This window comes from Sphingosinithalassobacter sp. LHW66-3 (assembly GCF_050703275.1).
In the GTDB taxonomy this organism is placed as follows: domain Bacteria; phylum Pseudomonadota; class Alphaproteobacteria; order Sphingomonadales; family Sphingomonadaceae; genus Sphingomonas.
In genome coordinates, this window is record NZ_CP193482.1 from 2,017,089 (window position 1) to 2,032,762 (window position 15,674).

Annotated in this window: 16 protein-coding genes; 14 read left to right on the forward strand and 2 right to left on the reverse strand. The window is 68.6% G+C overall.

Annotated features, from left to right (window positions below):
• Window positions 1-68 precede the first annotated feature (68 nt).
• The 5 genes from ACQ450_RS09830 to ACQ450_RS09850 are packed head-to-tail and all read left to right on the forward strand — an operon-like array spanning window position 69 to window position 4,769.
• Complete coding sequence (locus ACQ450_RS09830; protein WP_431469133.1) at window positions 69-551, forward strand: metallophosphoesterase family protein; 483 nt, start codon at window positions 69-71, stop codon at window positions 549-551.
• Between the two features lie 51 nt (window positions 552-602).
• Window positions 603-1,766: a lycopene beta-cyclase CrtY gene (gene crtY / locus ACQ450_RS09835; RefSeq protein ID WP_431469134.1), complete on the forward strand. Its 1,164-nt coding sequence runs from the start codon at window positions 603-605 to the stop codon at window positions 1,764-1,766.
• Window positions 1,763-3,238: a phytoene desaturase gene (locus ACQ450_RS09840; protein ID WP_431469135.1), complete on the forward strand. Its 1,476-nt coding sequence runs from the start codon at window positions 1,763-1,765 to the stop codon at window positions 3,236-3,238. Before crtY ends, ACQ450_RS09840 begins: the two co-directional genes overlap by 4 nt.
• A complete protein-coding gene (locus ACQ450_RS09845; RefSeq protein ID WP_431469136.1) occupies window positions 3,238-3,819 on the forward strand; it encodes a TIGR00730 family Rossman fold protein in 582 nt (193 codons plus the stop codon). Before ACQ450_RS09840 ends, ACQ450_RS09845 begins: the two co-directional genes overlap by 1 nt.
• On the forward strand, window positions 3,813-4,769 hold the full coding sequence (locus ACQ450_RS09850; protein WP_431471201.1) for a phytoene/squalene synthase family protein: 957 nt from the start codon (window positions 3,813-3,815) through the stop codon (window positions 4,767-4,769). The genes ACQ450_RS09845 and ACQ450_RS09850 overlap by 7 nt, the downstream gene beginning before the upstream one ends.
• Window positions 4,770-4,844: 75 nt before the next feature.
• Here ACQ450_RS09850 and ACQ450_RS09855 read toward each other — a convergent pair whose 3' ends face one another.
• Window positions 4,845-5,081 carry a hypothetical protein gene (locus tag ACQ450_RS09855; protein ID WP_188053160.1) on the reverse strand — a complete coding sequence of 79 codons (237 nt, stop codon included), beginning with the start codon at window positions 5,079-5,081 and terminating at the stop codon, window positions 4,845-4,847.
• 103 nt (window positions 5,082-5,184) lie between these two features.
• Between ACQ450_RS09855 and ACQ450_RS09860 the strand changes: the two genes are divergently transcribed.
• Both ACQ450_RS09860 and ACQ450_RS09865 read left to right on the forward strand, forming a co-directional pair.
• Window positions 5,185-7,014 carry an ABCB family ABC transporter ATP-binding protein/permease gene (locus ACQ450_RS09860; protein ID WP_431469137.1) on the forward strand — a complete coding sequence of 610 codons (1,830 nt, stop codon included), beginning with the start codon at window positions 5,185-5,187 and terminating at the stop codon, window positions 7,012-7,014.
• A 9-nt stretch (window positions 7,015-7,023) separates the two neighbouring features.
• Window positions 7,024-7,968, forward strand: a complete 945-nt coding sequence (locus ACQ450_RS09865; protein ID WP_431469138.1) for an alpha/beta fold hydrolase — start codon at window positions 7,024-7,026, stop codon at window positions 7,966-7,968.
• Between the two features lie 81 nt (window positions 7,969-8,049).
• Here ACQ450_RS09865 and ACQ450_RS09870 read toward each other — a convergent pair whose 3' ends face one another.
• Window positions 8,050-9,501: a helicase HerA domain-containing protein gene (locus tag ACQ450_RS09870; protein ID WP_431469139.1), complete on the reverse strand. Its 1,452-nt coding sequence runs from the start codon at window positions 9,499-9,501 to the stop codon at window positions 8,050-8,052.
• 94 nt (window positions 9,502-9,595) lie between these two features.
• Here ACQ450_RS09870 and ACQ450_RS09875 point away from each other — a divergent pair, with 94 nt between their 5' ends.
• The 7 genes from ACQ450_RS09875 to ACQ450_RS09905 all read left to right on the forward strand — a co-directional run bounded on the left by ACQ450_RS09875 (window position 9,596) and on the right by ACQ450_RS09905 (window position 15,572).
• On the forward strand, window positions 9,596-9,886 hold the full coding sequence (locus ACQ450_RS09875; RefSeq protein ID WP_431469140.1) for a hypothetical protein: 291 nt from the start codon (window positions 9,596-9,598) through the stop codon (window positions 9,884-9,886).
• Entirely contained in the window at window positions 9,841-11,652 is a 1,812-nt protein-coding gene (gene recQ, locus ACQ450_RS09880; RefSeq protein ID WP_431469141.1) for a DNA helicase RecQ, read from the forward strand. Before ACQ450_RS09875 ends, recQ begins: the two co-directional genes overlap by 46 nt.
• Window positions 11,649-12,167, forward strand: coding sequence for a hypothetical protein (locus tag ACQ450_RS09885; RefSeq protein ID WP_431469142.1), 519 nt, complete (start codon window positions 11,649-11,651; stop codon window positions 12,165-12,167). The genes recQ and ACQ450_RS09885 overlap by 4 nt, the downstream gene beginning before the upstream one ends.
• 93 nt (window positions 12,168-12,260) lie before the next feature.
• Window positions 12,261-12,695: a TIGR01244 family sulfur transferase gene (locus ACQ450_RS09890; protein ID WP_431469143.1), complete on the forward strand. Its 435-nt coding sequence runs from the start codon at window positions 12,261-12,263 to the stop codon at window positions 12,693-12,695.
• The gene (locus tag ACQ450_RS09895) at window positions 12,692-13,087 is read left to right on the forward strand and encodes a hypothetical protein (RefSeq protein ID WP_188053166.1); all 396 of its coding nucleotides are present in this window, start codon (window positions 12,692-12,694) and stop codon (window positions 13,085-13,087) included. The genes ACQ450_RS09890 and ACQ450_RS09895 overlap by 4 nt, the downstream gene beginning before the upstream one ends.
• On the forward strand, window positions 13,084-14,052 hold the full coding sequence (locus ACQ450_RS09900; RefSeq protein ID WP_262503788.1) for a sterol desaturase family protein: 969 nt from the start codon (window positions 13,084-13,086) through the stop codon (window positions 14,050-14,052). Before ACQ450_RS09895 ends, ACQ450_RS09900 begins: the two co-directional genes overlap by 4 nt.
• Entirely contained in the window at window positions 13,986-15,572 is a 1,587-nt protein-coding gene (locus ACQ450_RS09905; RefSeq protein WP_431469144.1) for a GMC family oxidoreductase, read from the forward strand. The genes ACQ450_RS09900 and ACQ450_RS09905 overlap by 67 nt, the downstream gene beginning before the upstream one ends.
• Window positions 15,573-15,674: the final 102 nt, after the last annotated feature.

Consider the following 15,674-nt stretch of genomic DNA (forward strand, 5'->3'; position numbering starts at 1 on the left):
GCCTGCGCTGCCAACGAAAATGCGGAACTTTGGTTCGGCGCGGCCGGTTCGATCGGCGGGAGGCATCGGTGGCACTTTTCTTCACCAGCGACACGCATTTCGGCGATCACCGCACGCTCAACATCCACAAGCGGCCGTTCGGCAGCGTGGCCGAAATGGATGCGGCGATCCTTGCCAACTGGAACGCGGCGATCGCGCCGGACGACATCGTGTGGCACCTCGGCGATTTCTGCCGAAAGGCGAGCGAGGCAGCGGCGCTGCTCGCGCGGCTGAACGGCCGCAAGCATCTGGTGCGCGGCAACAACGATCCCGACGAAGTGGCGCAGGCGCAGGGATGGGAGAGCGTGCAGGACTATCGCGAGCTGACCGTGCGCGACCGGCTGCTGGTGCTGTGTCACTATCCGTTCCGGAGCTGGAACGGCCAGCACAAGGGCGCGCTCAACCTGCACGGCCACAGCCACGGCCGGCTGAAGCCGATGCCGCGGCAGATCGACGTCGGAGTGGATGCCCGCGACTATCGCCCGGTGCTGATCGAGACGCTGCTCGCCTGAAGGCGCGCGCCGGGGCTTTCCCCGCCGCACGCGATTCGCTAACCGCCGGACATGCCATCCACCCTCTCCTGCGACGTCGCGATCGTTGGCGGCGGACTCGCGGGCGGATTGCTGGCGCTAGCGCTCAGGAAGAAGCGCCCCGATTGCGACGTGCGACTGGTCGAGGCATCGGGCCGGATCGGCGGCAATCACATCTGGTCGTTCTTCGCCGACGATGTCTCGGCGCAGGACCGCTGGCTGGTGGCGCCGCTCGTCAGCTACGGCTGGACCGGCTATGACGTCGCCTTTCCCGCGCATGGCCGGCGGCTCAAGACGCCCTATTACTCGATCGAATCCGAACGGCTCGACCAGCTGGTGCGCGAGACGCTGCCCGAAGCCGCGCTGATGCTGAAGCGCAAGGTGCTGGGCGCGAGCGCGAAGGCAGTGGTGCTGGCCGATGGCGACCGGATCGAGGCCGGCGGCGTGATCGACTGCCGCGGCGCGGCCGACCTGTCGCAGCTCGAGCTCGGCTGGCAGAAATTCCTGGGGCGCGAATTCCGGCTCGACGAGCCGCACGATCTGAAGCGGCCGATCGTGATGGACGCTACCGTCGAACAGATCGACGGCTATCGCTTCGTCTATACGCTGCCCTTTGCGGCGACGCGGGTGTTCGTCGAAGACACCTATTACAGCGACGGGCCGGAGATCGATGCCGATGCGTTGCGCGGGCGAATCGACGCCTATGTCGCGGCGCGCGGCTGGCAGGTCGAGCGCGTCGCGCGCGAGGAGGGCGGGGCGCTGCCCGTCGCCATGGGCGGAGATTTCGAGGAATATTGGCGATCGGGCGGCAACCGAGTCGCCAAGGCGGGAATCCGCGCGGGGCTGTTTCATCCGATGACCGGCTATTCGCTGCCCGACGCGGTGCGAACCGCCGTGCTGGTGGCGAATGCGCCCGATCTGTCGGGCGCGGCGCTGCACGAGCTGCTCCATGGCCATGCGCGCAAGACGTGGAAGAAGCGGCGTTTCTACCGTATGCTCGCGGCGATGCTGTTTCGCGCCGCCGAGCCGGGCGAGCGCTATCGCATCCTCGAACGATTCTATCGGCTGGACGCGGGGCTGATCGCGCGCTTCTATGCCGGCCATTCGACGGCGACCGACCGGCTGCGCGTGCTGAGCGGCAAGCCGCCGGTGCCGATCGGCAAGGCGGTCGCCGCGATCCGGGAGAAGCGTACGTGAAGCAAGCAGCAGTGATCGGGGCCGGATTCGGCGGCCTCGCGCTGGCGATCCGTCTCCAGTCGGCGGGCGTCGACACCACCATTCTCGAGGCGCGCGACAAACCGGGCGGGCGCGCCTATTTCTGGGAGAAGGACGGCTTTACCTTCGACGCGGGCCCGACGGTCATCACGGCGCCCGAGGCGCTGGCCGAGCTGTGGCAGATCAGCGGTCACGACATCGCCGAGGACGTGAAGCTGGTTCCGGTATCCCCCTTCTACCGGCTCGACTGGCCCGACGGGACGCGGTTCGACTATTCGAACGACGATGCGCAGCTGCGCGCCGAGATCGCGCGGCTCGACCCCGAGGATGTCGACGGGTACCGCCGCTTCCTCGCCTATTCCGAGGCGGTGTATCGCGAAGGCTATGTGAAGCTCGGCCATGTCGCGTTCCTCGATTTCGCGTCGATGGTGAAGGCGGCGCCGGCGCTGGCGCAGCACCAGGCGTGGCGATCGGTGTATTCGATGGTGTCGCGCTTCGTGAAGAACGAGAAGCTGCGCCAGGCGCTGTCGTTCCACACGCTGCTGGTGGGCGGCGACCCGATGAAGACCAGCGCGATCTATGCGCTGATCCACAAGCTCGAGCGCGACGGCGGCGTATGGTTCGCGATGGGGGGCACCAACCGGCTGGTCGCGGCGATGGTGACTCACTTCGAGCGGCTGGGCGGGACGCTGCGGCTCGGCGATCCGGTAGCGGCGATCGACACGCTGGGCGACCGAGTGACAGGCGTGCGCACGCAATCCGGCTTCGAGCTCAAGGTCGATGCGCTGGCGAGCAACGCCGATGTGGTGCACAGCTATCGCCACTTGCTCAAGGAATCGCGCAGCGCGCGGCGGACCGCATCGCGGCTCGAGCGCAAGCGCTTCTCGCCCTCGCTGTTCGTGGTACATTTCGGCGTGGAGGGCGCCTGCCCCGAGGTGCCGCACCACAGCATCCTGTTCGGCCCGCGCTACAAGGGGCTGCTTGCCGACATCTACGACCACGGGGTGCTGAGCGAGGATTTCTCGCTCTACCTCCACCATCCGACCGCGACCGATCCGTCGATGGCACCGCCCGATCACGCTACCTTCTACGCGCTGGCGCCGGTGCCGCATCTGGGGAAGTTTCCCGCCGACTGGTCCGAGATCGGACCGATGCTGGAGGAGCGCATCCTTGCCGAAGTGGAGAAGCGCATGGTGCCGAAGCTGCGCGAACGGATCGTCACGCGCTTCCACTATGCGCCGCCCGATTTCACGCACGATCTCAACGCCCATCTCGGCTCGGCGTTCAGCCTGGAGCCGATCCTGACGCAGAGCGCCTGGTTCCGCGTCCACAATCGCGACGACCAGATCGGCAACCTCTATTTCGTCGGCGCAGGCACCCATCCCGGCGCGGGCATTCCCGGCGTGGTGGGAAGCGCCAAGGCGACTGCGGCGCTGATGCTGGACGGCGCCTGATGCGCCGCGTGGCGGTGTATTGCGGATCGGCGACGCCCGCCGATCCGGTCTATCTGGAAGCGGCGCGATCGGTGGGGCGGGGCCTTGCCGAGCGCGGGATCGGCGTGGTCTATGGCGGCGGGCGGCTGGGGCTGATGGGCGCGGTCGCCGATGCGGCGCTGGAAGCCGGCGGCGAGGTGATCGGCGTAATCCCGCAGGCGCTGGTCGACGCCGAAGTGGCGCACCGCGGGCTCACCGCGCTCGAAACCGTTCAGACGATGCACGAGCGCAAGGCGCGGTTCACCGAACTGGCGGACGGTTTCATCAATCTGCCCGGCGGCACCGGCACGATGGACGAGCTGTTCGAGGCGCTGAGCTGGGCGCAGCTCGGCTATCACGGCGATCCGATCGGGCTGCTCAATGTCGCCGGCTATTACGACAAGCTGGTCGAATTCTGGGACCATATGGGCGCCACGGGCTTCGTGCGGCCGCAGCACCGGGGGCTGCTGATCGTCGAGGCCGAACTGCAGCCGTTGCTCGATCGGATGGCCGGTTTCGAGCCGGCGGTTCCGATCATCCGGATGACCCGCGAGCAATTGTGAGCGCCCAGCCGTCCCGCGCCGCGATCGTCGCCACCGCACAGGAATCGATCGCGCGCGGTTCGAAGAGCTTTGCCGCCGCATCGCGGCTGTTCGACCGCGCAACGCGCGAGCGCGCCTGGCTGCTCTATGCCTGGTGCCGCCGCTGCGACGATCTGGCCGACGGGCAGGAGCATGGCCATGGCGCGGTTCCGGTCCGCAATCCGCAGGAGCGGCTGGCGCTGATCCGCGAGGCGACGGCGACCGCATTGGCGGGCGAGCAGGTCGGCGATCCGGCGTTCGACGCGCTGCGGATCGTCGCGAGCGAAACGCGCCTGCCGCACGGCTTCGCCAATGATCTGGTCGAAGGATTCGCGCTCGACGCCGACGACTGGCGACCGCGCAGCGAGGCCGATCTGATGCGCTATTGCTATCATGTCGCCGGCGCGGTCGGATGCATGATGGCAGTGATCATGGGCATCGATCCCGCCGACGACGAGACGCTCGACCGCGCCTGCGACCTGGGCCTCGCCTTTCAGCTCGCCAACATCGCGCGCGACATCGAGGCCGACGACCGCATCGGCCGATGCTATCTGCCGATGGAGTGGCTCGCCGAGATGGACATTCCGCCCGGGCAGCACATGAAGCCGCCCTTCCGAAGCCGCCTGACGGTGCTCGCGCGGCGGCTCGCCGAGCGGGCGCAGGCCTATGAGGCGAGCGCGCGACCCGGCACGCCCGCGCTGCCGCTGCGATCGGCCTGGGCGGTGCTGGCGGCGGCCGGCATCTACGGCGACATCGCCCGCGAAGTCGCCGCGCGCGGCGAGCATGCGTGGGATCATCGGGTCCACACCGGGCGCCTCGCGAAGCTGGGGTGGATCGCAAAGGCGTGCTGGCAGGCGGCGACCCGCACGCGCCGCTATCCGCCGGCGCCGCGCGATCGCGAGCTTTGGACGCGGCCGCGCCACGCCCGATAGGACGAGCCGAGCGAGAATGGGCCGAAGTTAGAATGGGACAGGAAGATCCCATCGCGCCGCATGCGGCCGAGGCGATCAGCTGCCGCGCTGGATACCCGAGAGGTCGAGCTTGACCATGCGGATGTTGCGCTGCTGGCAGGCGGCGTTGATTTCGGGATAGGGAACGTCGGTGTTGCGCATCAGCGCGGCGCGAAGTTCGCGCTGGCAGGCGCTGGCGCTCTCATACCGCGCTGGCTCGATCCGCTGCTCGCGGCAATCGAAGCTGCCGTCGCCGCAGCCCAAGATCGCAATGACGTAGAACACCGGGCTCATTCCCTTCTCCTCCTTGAAGATATTAACGAAGGGAGGGGAGTGCCGTTCCCGACGGGGTGCTGAATCATTGCAGGATCGCTGCTGCGGCCCCAGATTTGCGGGCATGCCTCCGATCGACTCCACTTCCGCGGCCGAGCGGCCGATGCTCGGCACGCTGCGGCGTTTCCTACCCTATCTCTGGCCCAAGGGAGCGCCGGGGCTGCGCGCGCGGATCGTGGTCGCGCTGGCGCTGGTCGTCGTTTCCAAGCTGATCCAGGTATTCGCCGTCCCCTTCGCGTTGCAGGGCGCGGTCGACACCATGGCCGAGGGCTCGCGCGAGGCGGTGTGGCTGGTGGTGGCGCTGGTCGGCGGCTATGCGGCCGCGCGCGCGGGCACCGTGCTGTTCGACAATCTGCGCAACGCGGTGTTCGAGCGCGTGGGCCAGGACGCCACACGGCGGCTGGCGTCCGACGTGTTCCGCCACCTCCACCAGCTGTCGCTGCGCTTCCACCTCGAGCGGCGGACCGGCGCGGTCACCAAGGTGGTCGAGCGCGGCACCAAGAGCGTCGATTCGATGCTCTATTTCCTGATCTTCAACATCGCGCCCACGATCCTCGAACTGGCGCTGGTGACGATCATCTTCTGGACGCGGTTCGGATTCTGGCTGGTCGCGGGCACGCTGACGATGGTGGTGGTCTATATCGGCTTCACTCGGATCGTGACCGACTGGCGCTCCAAGCTGCGCGAGAAGATGAACGATCTCGACACCGGCGCGGTGGCGCATGCGGTCGATTCGCTGCTCAACTTCGAGACGGTGAAATATTTCAACGCCGAGCGGCGCGAGGCCGAACGTTACGACCGGGCGATCCACGATTATGCCAAGGCAGCCACCGTGAGCGAGAATTCGCTCGCCTGGCTGAACGTAGGCCAGAGCCTGATCACCAACACCATGCTGGGCGCGGGCATGGCGCTGGTGGTGTTCGGATGGTCGACGGGGCGGTTCAGCCCCGGCGACGTGATCCTCGTCTCGACGCTGCTCAGCCAGCTGTTCCGGCCGCTCGACATGCTGGGCTGGGTGTATCGCACGATCCGCCAGGGCGTGATCGACATGGCCGCGATGTTCGACCTGATCGACGCGCCGACCGAAGTGCGCGATGCCGAAGGCGCGCCGCAGCTCGAGGTGCGCGCAGGGCACGTCCGGCTCGAGAACCTGCGCTTCGGCTATGATCCCGACCGGGAGATACTGAAGGGCATCGACCTCGACGTGCCGCCTGGATCGACGCTGGCGGTGGTCGGGCCTTCGGGCGCGGGCAAGTCGACGCTCGCGCGGCTGCTGTTCCGCTTCTACGACGCGACCGGCGGGCGGATCACGATCGACGGACAGGATATCCGCGCCGTGACGCAGCAGAGCCTGCGCGCGGCGATCGGCATCGTCCCGCAGGACACGGTGCTGTTCAACGACACGATCGGCTACAATATCGCCTATGGCCGCGACGGCGCGACTTCGGATCAGGTCGCCGCGGCGGCGCGGGGGGCGGCGATCGCCGGTTTTATCGAGGCGCTTCCCGACAAATATGAGACGCGGGTCGGCGAGCGGGGGCTCAAGCTTTCGGGCGGCGAGAAGCAACGCGTCGCGATCGCGCGCACGCTGCTGAAGGATCCGCCGATCCTGATCCTCGACGAAGCCACCAGCGCGCTCGACAGCCGCACCGAGGCGGAGATCCAGAGCACGCTCGAGGCGATCGAGCGCGGCCGGACGACCATCGTCATCGCGCACCGGCTTTCGACCGTGGTACATGCCGATCAGATCGTGGTGCTCGAAGCCGGGCGCGTGGCCGAGCGCGGCACCCATGCCGAGCTGCTGCGGCAGCACGGCCTCTATGCCGAGATGTGGGCGCGCCAGCAGGCCGAGCGCGACGCCGAAGAGGACGAAGCGACGATCGCAGCCGAATAGGAGAGAGTGATGAGCCGAACGGGAAAGATGCTGACCGGACTGGGCGCCGCGGGGCTGCTGGGCGGGGGACTGGCGCTCTGGTCCAGCCTGTCCGCACGCGGCGCCGAAGCAGCGGTGCCGCCCGACGGGGAGTTTCTCGAGGTCCAGGGCGCGCGAATCCATTATGTCGATCGCGGCGAAGGCCCGCCGGTGGTGATGATCCACGGGCTGCTCGGCCAGATGCGCAACTTCAACTATGGCGTGGCCGATGCGCTGGCGCAGGATCATCGCGTGCTGCTGGTCGATCGGCCCGGCTGGGGCCATTCACAGCTGACGCAAGCCGAGCGGCCGGGGATCGCCGAACAGGCAACGATGCTCGCCGATTTCCTGCGCGCCAGACGCGTGGGGCCGGCGCTGATCGTCGGTCATTCGCTGGGCGGCGCGGTGGCGCTGGCGCTGGCGCTCGACCATCCCGATCTGGTGCGCGGGCTGGCGCTGATCGCTCCGCTGACGCAGCCGATGCCAGCCCCCCCGCCGCAATTCGTAGCGCTGATGGCTCCGCCGCTGATCCGCACTCTGGTCGCCTGGACGCTCGCAGTGCCCGGCGGCCAGATCAACGGGCCTGCGGCGGCGCGGGCGGTGTTCGCTCCCGATGCCGTGCCCGAGGATTTCCAGACGCGCGGCGGCGGCGCGCTTTCGATCCGGCCGTCGAGCTACGAAGCCGGATCGTTCGAAGTGACTCACGCCGCGGCGGAAATGGCGGCGCTGGCGGAGCGCTATGGCGCGCTGCGGCTGCCGGTCGGCATCCTGTTCGGGCGCGACGACGCGGTGCTGGCGCCCGAGGACCATGGCGCCAAGGCTGCGCAGGCGATCGCCGGCGCCGACCTGAAGCTGGTGGCGGGCGGGCACATGCTGCCTGTCACCTGGCCCGAGGTGACCGAGCAATGGATCCGGGACCGCGCGGCGATCGGCTGAGCGCATCGCGCCCGCGACCCGAGGCCACGGCGCTGCGATCGATCACTGCTGTTCGGAGAGGCGCCTAAAGAGGTGCACTCCTCAACCGGCGGCGGCGGGCTCGGTCGTCCAGCCGAGCCGCGGGATGGTGATCGAGCGCCTGCCGCCCAGATCGGTGCGCGTGACGAACAGTTCGCGGCTTTCGATATAGGCAATGAGGCGGCGCACCCGGCCGGGCGAGCTGGTTCCGTAGCTTGCGGCGAGCTCGGCGTCGCTCGGGCAGGGCGCGCCTTCGCGCGCCGCGCGGGCGACCAACAGGAAGGGGCCGAGCATGTCGTCGGGCAGCGCTTGCGCCGCTTCCATCGCCGACCGCCAGCCTTCGTCTTCCAGATCGAGGATGCCGGCGCGCGCCGCCGAAAGCCGCCGGACGAAGCCGGAGAGGTCGAGCGGCGGGCGCGGCACGCCGGCCATGCGGCAGCGGACCTGGAAATCCTGATAGAGCACTGCGGGCGAGCGCAGCGTGGCATCGGGATCGTCGACGATGGCGCGCAGCACGTCGACGATCACTGCCTCCAGCGCTTCGGGCTCGATCTCGGGCGCGGCTTCGGCGGGCGCCGGCACGCTGCGCGCGAGGCTTTCCATGAGCCGGTCCGACGCCATCGGCGGTGGTGGCGGCGGTGGCGGTGGCGGTGGCGGCGCCTCGACCGCGGCGAGCAGCAGATCCTTGATGTCTTCGGCGGGCGCTTCGGGCAGCGGCATCAGCTTGGGGCTGGCGCTGCGCGCGCTGGTCTCGACCGGCCCGATCGTGACCGAGATCGGCCGTCGCGCGACGGCGGGGCCGAGCGCGAGAAAGGTGCCGCGCGCGAGATCGCGGATCGCCTCGGCCTGGCGGCGCTCCATGCCGAGCAGATCGGCGGCGCGCGCCATGTCGATATCCAGGAAGGTGCGGCCCATGAGGAAATTCGATGCCTCGGCCGCGACATTCTTGGCGAGCTTCGCGAGCCGCTGGGTGGCGATCACTCCTGCGAGCCCGCGCTTGCGGCCGCGGCACATCAGGTTGGTCATCGCCGAAAGCGAGGCGCGGCGCACTTCCTCGGCGACTTCGCCGCCGCCCGAAGGCGCGAACAGCTGCGCCTCGTCGACCACCACGAGCGCGGGATACCAGTGATCGCGGGGGGCATCGAACAGGCCGTTGAGGAAGGCGGCTGCGCAGCGCATCTGCCCCTCGGCCTCGAGCCCCTCCAGACTGAGCACCACGCTGGCGCGATGTTCGCGGATACGCGCGGCGAACTGCACCATCTCGCGTTCCGAATAATCGGCCGCCTCGATCGCGACATGGCCGTATTTGTCGCCCAGCGTGACGAAATCGCCCTCGGGATCGATCACCACCTGCTGGACCTGGCCGGCGCTCTTTTCCAGCAGCCGGCGCAAGAGGTGCGACTTGCCCGAACCCGAATTGCCCTGAACCAGAAGCCGCGTCGCCAGCAGCTCCTCCAGGTCCATCGAGACGGCATCACCCTTGCCGTCGACGCCCATATCTACGCGTACCGTCATGCAACCTGCGTTTGGCCATGCCGGGCCGCAGGGGCAAGCGCGGACTTACCCGAAGGGGGTTGCCCGACCACTTCAAACCACTATCGCTTCCGCAATGTCACTCGCGCCAAAGATCGTGCTTCAGGCGCCTCTCGCAGACCCTTCTGCACTCCAGCCCTTCGTGGAGGATTGCCTGCGCGACGGCGTGGAGTTGATCGCTGTGGTCGGCACGGGATGCGAGGCGCTGGAAGAGGCGATCGACTGGATCGTGATCGGCGATGGAAGCGACGGCACCCGCTTCCTGACGACGAGCGCACACCCGAATGAGAGCCTGCAGAACGCGGTTTCCTTCGCCGATGCATGGATATCCCGGCGCGACGGCGGAGTGCAGGTGGTGGCGCTGTGACCGACCCCCGCGAGATCCTCCGCGAGACCTTCGGCTTCAGTGGCTTCCGCGGAGTGCAGGAGCGCGTGGTCGATCGCGTCCTTGCGGGAAAGCGCACGCTGGCGGTGATGCCGACGGGTGCGGGCAAGTCGCTCACCTATCAGCTGCCGGCAGTGGCGATGCCGGGTACCTGCCTGGTCGTCAGCCCGCTGATCGCGCTGATGCACGACCAGCTGCGCGCCGCCGAGGCCGTCGGCATCCGTGCCGCGACGCTGACCAGCGTCGACGAGAATCGCGAGGAAACGGTCGCGCGGTTTCGCGCCGGGCAGCTCGACCTGCTCTATGTCGCGCCCGAGCGGGCTTCGGGCGAGGGGTTCCGTAACCTGCTGCGCACCGCGCCGCTCAGCCTTTTCGCGATCGACGAGGCACATTGCGTTTCCGAATGGGGGCACGACTTCCGTCCCGACTATCGGCTGCTGCGGCCGATGCTCGACGCCTTTCCCGACGTGCCGCGACTGGCGCTCACCGCGACGGCGGACGCGCATACCCGGGCGGACATCCTCGAGCAGCTGGGCATCCCGCAGGACGGCCTGATCGTCGCCGGATTCGACCGGCCGAACATCCGCTATCTCATCTCGCCGCGCGAGCAGGCGACTCGCCAGATCGAGGACGTGCTGCGCGCCGAGCCGGGGCCGGGGATCGTCTATGCGCCCACCCGCGCGGCGGTCGAGCGGCTGGCCGAGAAGCTGGGCAGCGGCGGGCGACCCGTGCTCCCCTATCACGCCGGGCTCGATCCCGAGGTGCGGCGCCGCAACCAGGCCGCCTTCGTCGCATCGGAAGAAATGGTGGTGGTCGCCACCATCGCCTTCGGCATGGGGATCGACAAGCCCGACGTGCGGTTCGTGGTCCATGCCGGCCTGCCGAAATCGATCGAGGCCTATTATCAGGAAACCGGCCGCGCGGGCCGCGACGGCGATCCGGCGGTGGCGCATCTGTTCTGGGGCGCGGACGATTTCGCGCGGGCGCGGCAGCGGGTGGCCGAAGTCGACGCGCGGCGGCAATCGGGCGAGCGCACGCGACTCAACGCGCTGGGTGCGCTCGTCGAGACCGCCGAATGCCGCCGGGCGATCCTGCTGCGCCATTTCGGCGAGGACCCGCCCGCGAACTGCGGCAACTGCGACAATTGCCTCGCCCCGCCCAAGGCCGTCGATGCGACGGTGGTGGCGCAGAAATATCTTTCCGCGGTGTTCCGCACCGGCATGCTGTTCGGCGCGGGCTATGTCGAGAGCGTGCTCGCCGGCCAGTCGAGCGAGCGGAGCATGACCAACGGCCATGAGAAGCTTTCGGTGTGGGGCATCCTGGAACCCGAGGAAGCGCCGCTGGTGAAGCCGGTCGCACGTGCGCTGCTGGTGCGCGACGCGCTGCGCGCCAACGCCCATGGCGGGCTCGAGTTCGGGCCCGGCGCACGGCAGCTGCTGAAAGGCGAGGCGACGCTGTCGCTGGTCGTGCCGCCAAAGCGCGAACGGCGCCGGCGCGGCGCGGCGACGGCGGGCGGCGCCAATCCGGTCGGCAATCCGCTGTTCGAAGCGCTGCGCAGCAAGCGGCGCGAGATCGCGCAGGAAACCGGCCTTCCGCCCTATGTGATCTTCCACGATTCGGTGCTGCGCGACATGGCGCTCTCGCGGCCCGGCTCGCTTTCCGAGCTGGGGGCGATTTCGGGCGTTGGAACCCGAAAGCTGGAAGCCTATGGTGACGCCTTTCTACAGGTGATCCGGGAGGCGGCATGATGCGTTCGGCAGTGGTTCTGATCGCGGTGACGCTTGCCGCGTGCTCGCCGATGGCGGGGCCGGGTACGGCCCCGAGCGCCGACCTTCCCGATGCGATCCATCTCACCGTCAAGAGTTGGGGCGTGAACCTGCACGACTGGCGGATCGCGGCCGACGGGACCGGCACCTACACCTATGCCGACACGACGGGCGAGACGAGCTTCATGCAGGCGGACCAGGTGACGAAGCGCGTGTCGATCACGCCCGCCGGCTACGCACGGATCGCCGCGGCGCTCGAGCCGGCGGCACCCTATGTCCGGGGCGAACCGCTCGCGTGCGCGCACCGGATCACCGACATGCCGTACGGCACGGTGACGTTCGAGGACGACGGCAGCGAGTCCAGCTTCGACTATAACATCGGCTGCCAGTCCGAGGCCGCGGCACAGGTCTATGACGCGATCGCCGCCGCGCGCGACGAAGTGGCCGCGATGACGGCTTCGATGCCGGAAGCATCCCGAGCCCCGTCGAGCCGATAGCGCGAGGTCGGGCGCGGCCTGCTCGCGGTTGACGCAGCGACGCGAAAGATCGACTCGCTGAAAGGTCCAGCAAGAACCGAAAGAACGCCAGCCATGTACCAGCCCCGCAAGGTCGACGAGAACATCACCGTTGCGCCGCAGATCGCGCCCGAAGATCTGGCGGCGATCGCCGAAGAGGGCTTCCGAGTCGTCGTGAACAACCGCCCCGACGGTGAGGAGGGCGCGCAGCCGAACAGCGGCGATATCCGTGCCGCGGCGGAGCAGGCGGGGCTGCGCTACGAATTCATTCCGGTCACGCACGCCGGATTTTCGGGCAATCAGGTCGAGGCGATGGCCGAAGTGCTGCGGCGGGCGGAGGGCCCGGTGCTCGCCTTCTGCCGCTCGGGCACGCGATCGGCGCATCTCTGGGCGCTGGCCGCGGCGAGCGAGGGCGGCGACCCCGCGGTGCTCACCACCCGGGCGGCGGCGGCGGGATACGATATCTCGGCGATCCGGCCGCTGCTCGACACGCTTTCCGGCCAGCCGTGAACTGGGCGCTGCTCGGCGGATCGCTCGCCGCGGTGCTGGCGCTCGCCGGCATCGCGCGAGCGCTGCGGCTGGGCGGGGCGAGGCTGGAGAGCGAAGCCGAAGCGATTGCCGCAGCCGAGGAGATCGTGAGCGATTTCGAAGGCCGCGAGGCGCGCCTCGCCGCCGACGGATCGGGCGCGGTGGTGTTCGGCAACGGCAGCGAGCTGGTGGCGCTGCGGCGGCACGGCGCGCGGTTCTTCGCCCGGCGCTTCGCCCGGCCGCTCGCCGCGGAGGCTTCGGGGACCACCGTGGTGATCGAAAGCGGCGAGCGGCTGGCGGGGCCGTTCCGCTTGACGCTTGAAACCGAGGACGAAGCGCGCTTACTTACAGCCATGTTAGGAAGCGCGCCTTGAACCTGCCCGACCCGGTCGATCTCGCGGTTCCCGCGTTCGTCCTGCTGGTGCTGGCGGAAATGGTGTTCGCCTGGGCGAAGGATCGGCGGCGCTATTGCCCGCGAGATACGCTGACGTCGCTCGGGCTCGGGCTCGGCAGCACGGTGGCGGGCGTTCTGGCCGGCGGGTTCGTGCTGGCTTCGGCGCTGTGGGTTCACCAGTTCGCGCTCTTCGACATCGGCTATGCCTGGTACTGGTTCGTCATTGCCTTCGTCCTCGACGACCTCGCCTATTATGTCTTTCACCGCTCGGCACATCGGGTGCGCTGGTTCTGGGCGAGCCATGTCATCCACCACAGCTCGCAGCACTATAATCTGTCGACTGCGCTGCGGCAGACCTGGACGGGCTTTTTCAGCCTGACCTTCCTGTTCCGGCTGCCGCTGTTCCTGATCGGCTTTCCCCCGGCGATGGTCTTCTTCGTCGCGGGGCTGAACCTGATCTACCAGTTCTGGATCCACACCGAAGCGATCGGGCGGATGCCGCGCTGGTTCGAGGCAGTGATGAACACGCCGTCGCACCACCGCGTCCACCACGCGACCAACCCGCGCTATCTGGACAAGAATTACGCGGGCGTCTTCATCGTCTGGGACAAGCTGTTCGGCACCTATGAGGCCGAGCGCGACGACGACCGGCCGCGCTACGGCATCGTCAAGGATCTCGGCAGTTTCAACATCCTGTGGGCGGCGACGCACGAATGGGTGGGAATCGCCACGGACGTGTGGCGCGCGCCGAACTGGAAGGCGCGCATCAACTATATGATCGCGCCGCCGGGCTGGAGCCATGACGGCAGCCGCGACACTTCGGAGACCATCAAGGCAAATTGGGAAGCGCGCGAAGCGCGCCGGGGAGAGGGAATCGCGTGGAAGAAGCCGACATCGTCGTCATCGGCGGAGGATCGGGCGGGAGCGCCGCCGCAGGCCGCCTGAGCGAAAACGGACGCCGCACCGTCGCGGTGCTCGAAGCCGGCGGGCGCAATAGCGGCTGGAAGACGATCATGCCGGGCATGATGCCGTTCCAGAGCCCGTCCACCAACTGGCAGTTCGAGACCGTGCCGCAGCCGGGACTGAACGGACGGCGCGGCTATCAGCCGCGCGGCCGGGGCCTGGGCGGATCGAGCGCGATCAACGCGATGCTCTACGTCCGCGGGCACCGCTGGGACTATGACAATTGGGCGGCGCTGGGCTGCGACGGGTGGAGCTATGACGAAGTGCTCCCCTGGTTCAAACGCTGCGAGCACAATGTGCGCGGCGAAAGCGACTATCACGGCGGCGACGGCCCGCTGTGGGTGAGCGACCAGGATTATGCGCATCCGGGCAGCGAAGCCTTCATCCGCGCGGGCGAGGCGCTGCAGATCCCGCGCAACGACGATTTCAACGGTGCACGGCAGGAAGGCATCGGCCTCTACCAGGTGACGCAGAAGAACGGCGAGCGCTGGACCGCGGCGCGCGCCTATCTTGGCGAGGCGAAGCGGCGCGAGAATCTCAACATCCTCACCGACGCGATGGTCGAGCGGGTGCTGTTCGAGAACGGCCGCGCCTGGGGCGTCGCCTATGTGCGAGACGGCCAGCCGCGCACGATCCGCGCGCGCGAGGCCGTGGTGCTGGCGGCGGGCGTGTTCCAGACGCCGCAGCTGCTGATGCTTTCCGGCATCGGGCCGGGCGATCACCTGCGCGATCATGGCATCGGCGTGTTGCGCGACAGCGCGAATGTGGGCGGCAATCTGCAGGACCACATCGATTATGTCGCGAGCTTCGAGACCAAGGGAAGCCTGTTCCTGGGCAGTTCGCTTCCGGGCGCGATCAAGATGCTGGGCGGGTTGCTGCGCTGGGCGGCCACGCGCAAGGGGCCGATGACCACGCCCTATGCCGAGGCGGGCGCGTTCCTGCGTACCGATCCGAGCGCGCCGGCACCCGACGTGCAGCTCCACCTGCTGATCGCGATCGTCGAGGATCACGGGCGCACGAAGGTGGCCGGTCACGGATTTAGCTGCCACGCCTGCGTGCTGCGGCCCGAGAGCCGCGGGACGGTGCGGCTGGGGTCGATCGATCCGCAGGCGGCGCCGCTGATCGATCCCGGCTTCCTCTCCGACTCGCGCGATCTCGAGACGCTGAAGCGCGGGGTGCGGGCGATGTACCGCATCCTCGAGACCGCGCCGATGTCCGACTATCGCGGCAAGGACCGGTATCCGATCGACTTCGCCGACGACGCCGCGCTCGAACGGCTGATCCGCGCGCGCGCCGACACGGTCTATCACCCGGTCGGCACGGCCCGGATGGGATCGGATGAAGGCGCGGTGTGCGATCCGCGACTGAAGGTGCGCGGAGTCGACGGGCTCTACCTCGCCGACGCGTCGATCATGCCGCGGCTGGTGAGCGGCAATACCAACGCGCCGAGCATCATGATCGGCGAGCGCGCGGCCGACTTCATCACGGCGGACCTCGGCTGAGGAACGGCGCGCCCGCCGCGCGGGTTCGTGCCGGGCAACCTCCGCACGCAAAAAAAGGGCCGGCGCTTTCGCACCGGCCCAGTTGTCCGCAGGAGGAACCTG

Bases quoted from the DNA above. Each gene is read 5' to 3' on its own strand.
- ACQ450_RS09885 (WP_431469142.1), top strand. From the start codon at position 11,649: ATGATGCGTTCGGCAGTGGTTCTGATCGCGGTGACGCTTGCCGCGTGC.
- ACQ450_RS09860 (WP_431469137.1), top strand. From the start codon at position 5,185: ATGCCTCCGATCGACTCCACTTCCGCGGCCGAGCGGCCGATGCTCGGC.
- ACQ450_RS09845 (WP_431469136.1), top strand. From the start codon at position 3,238: ATGCGCCGCGTGGCGGTGTATTGCGGATCGGCGACGCCCGCCGATCCG.
- recQ (WP_431469141.1), top strand. From the start codon at position 9,841: ATGGATATCCCGGCGCGACGGCGGAGTGCAGGTGGTGGCGCTGTGACC.
- ACQ450_RS09855 (WP_188053160.1), bottom strand. From the start codon at position 5,081: ATGAGCCCGGTGTTCTACGTCATTGCGATCTTGGGCTGCGGCGACGGC.
- ACQ450_RS09875 (WP_431469140.1), top strand. From the start codon at position 9,596: ATGTCACTCGCGCCAAAGATCGTGCTTCAGGCGCCTCTCGCAGACCCT.
- ACQ450_RS09890 (WP_431469143.1), top strand. From the start codon at position 12,261: ATGTACCAGCCCCGCAAGGTCGACGAGAACATCACCGTTGCGCCGCAG.
- ACQ450_RS09865 (WP_431469138.1), top strand. From the start codon at position 7,024: ATGAGCCGAACGGGAAAGATGCTGACCGGACTGGGCGCCGCGGGGCTG.
- ACQ450_RS09870 (WP_431469139.1), bottom strand. From the start codon at position 9,501: ATGACGGTACGCGTAGATATGGGCGTCGACGGCAAGGGTGATGCCGTC.
- crtY (WP_431469134.1), top strand. From the start codon at position 603: ATGCCATCCACCCTCTCCTGCGACGTCGCGATCGTTGGCGGCGGACTC.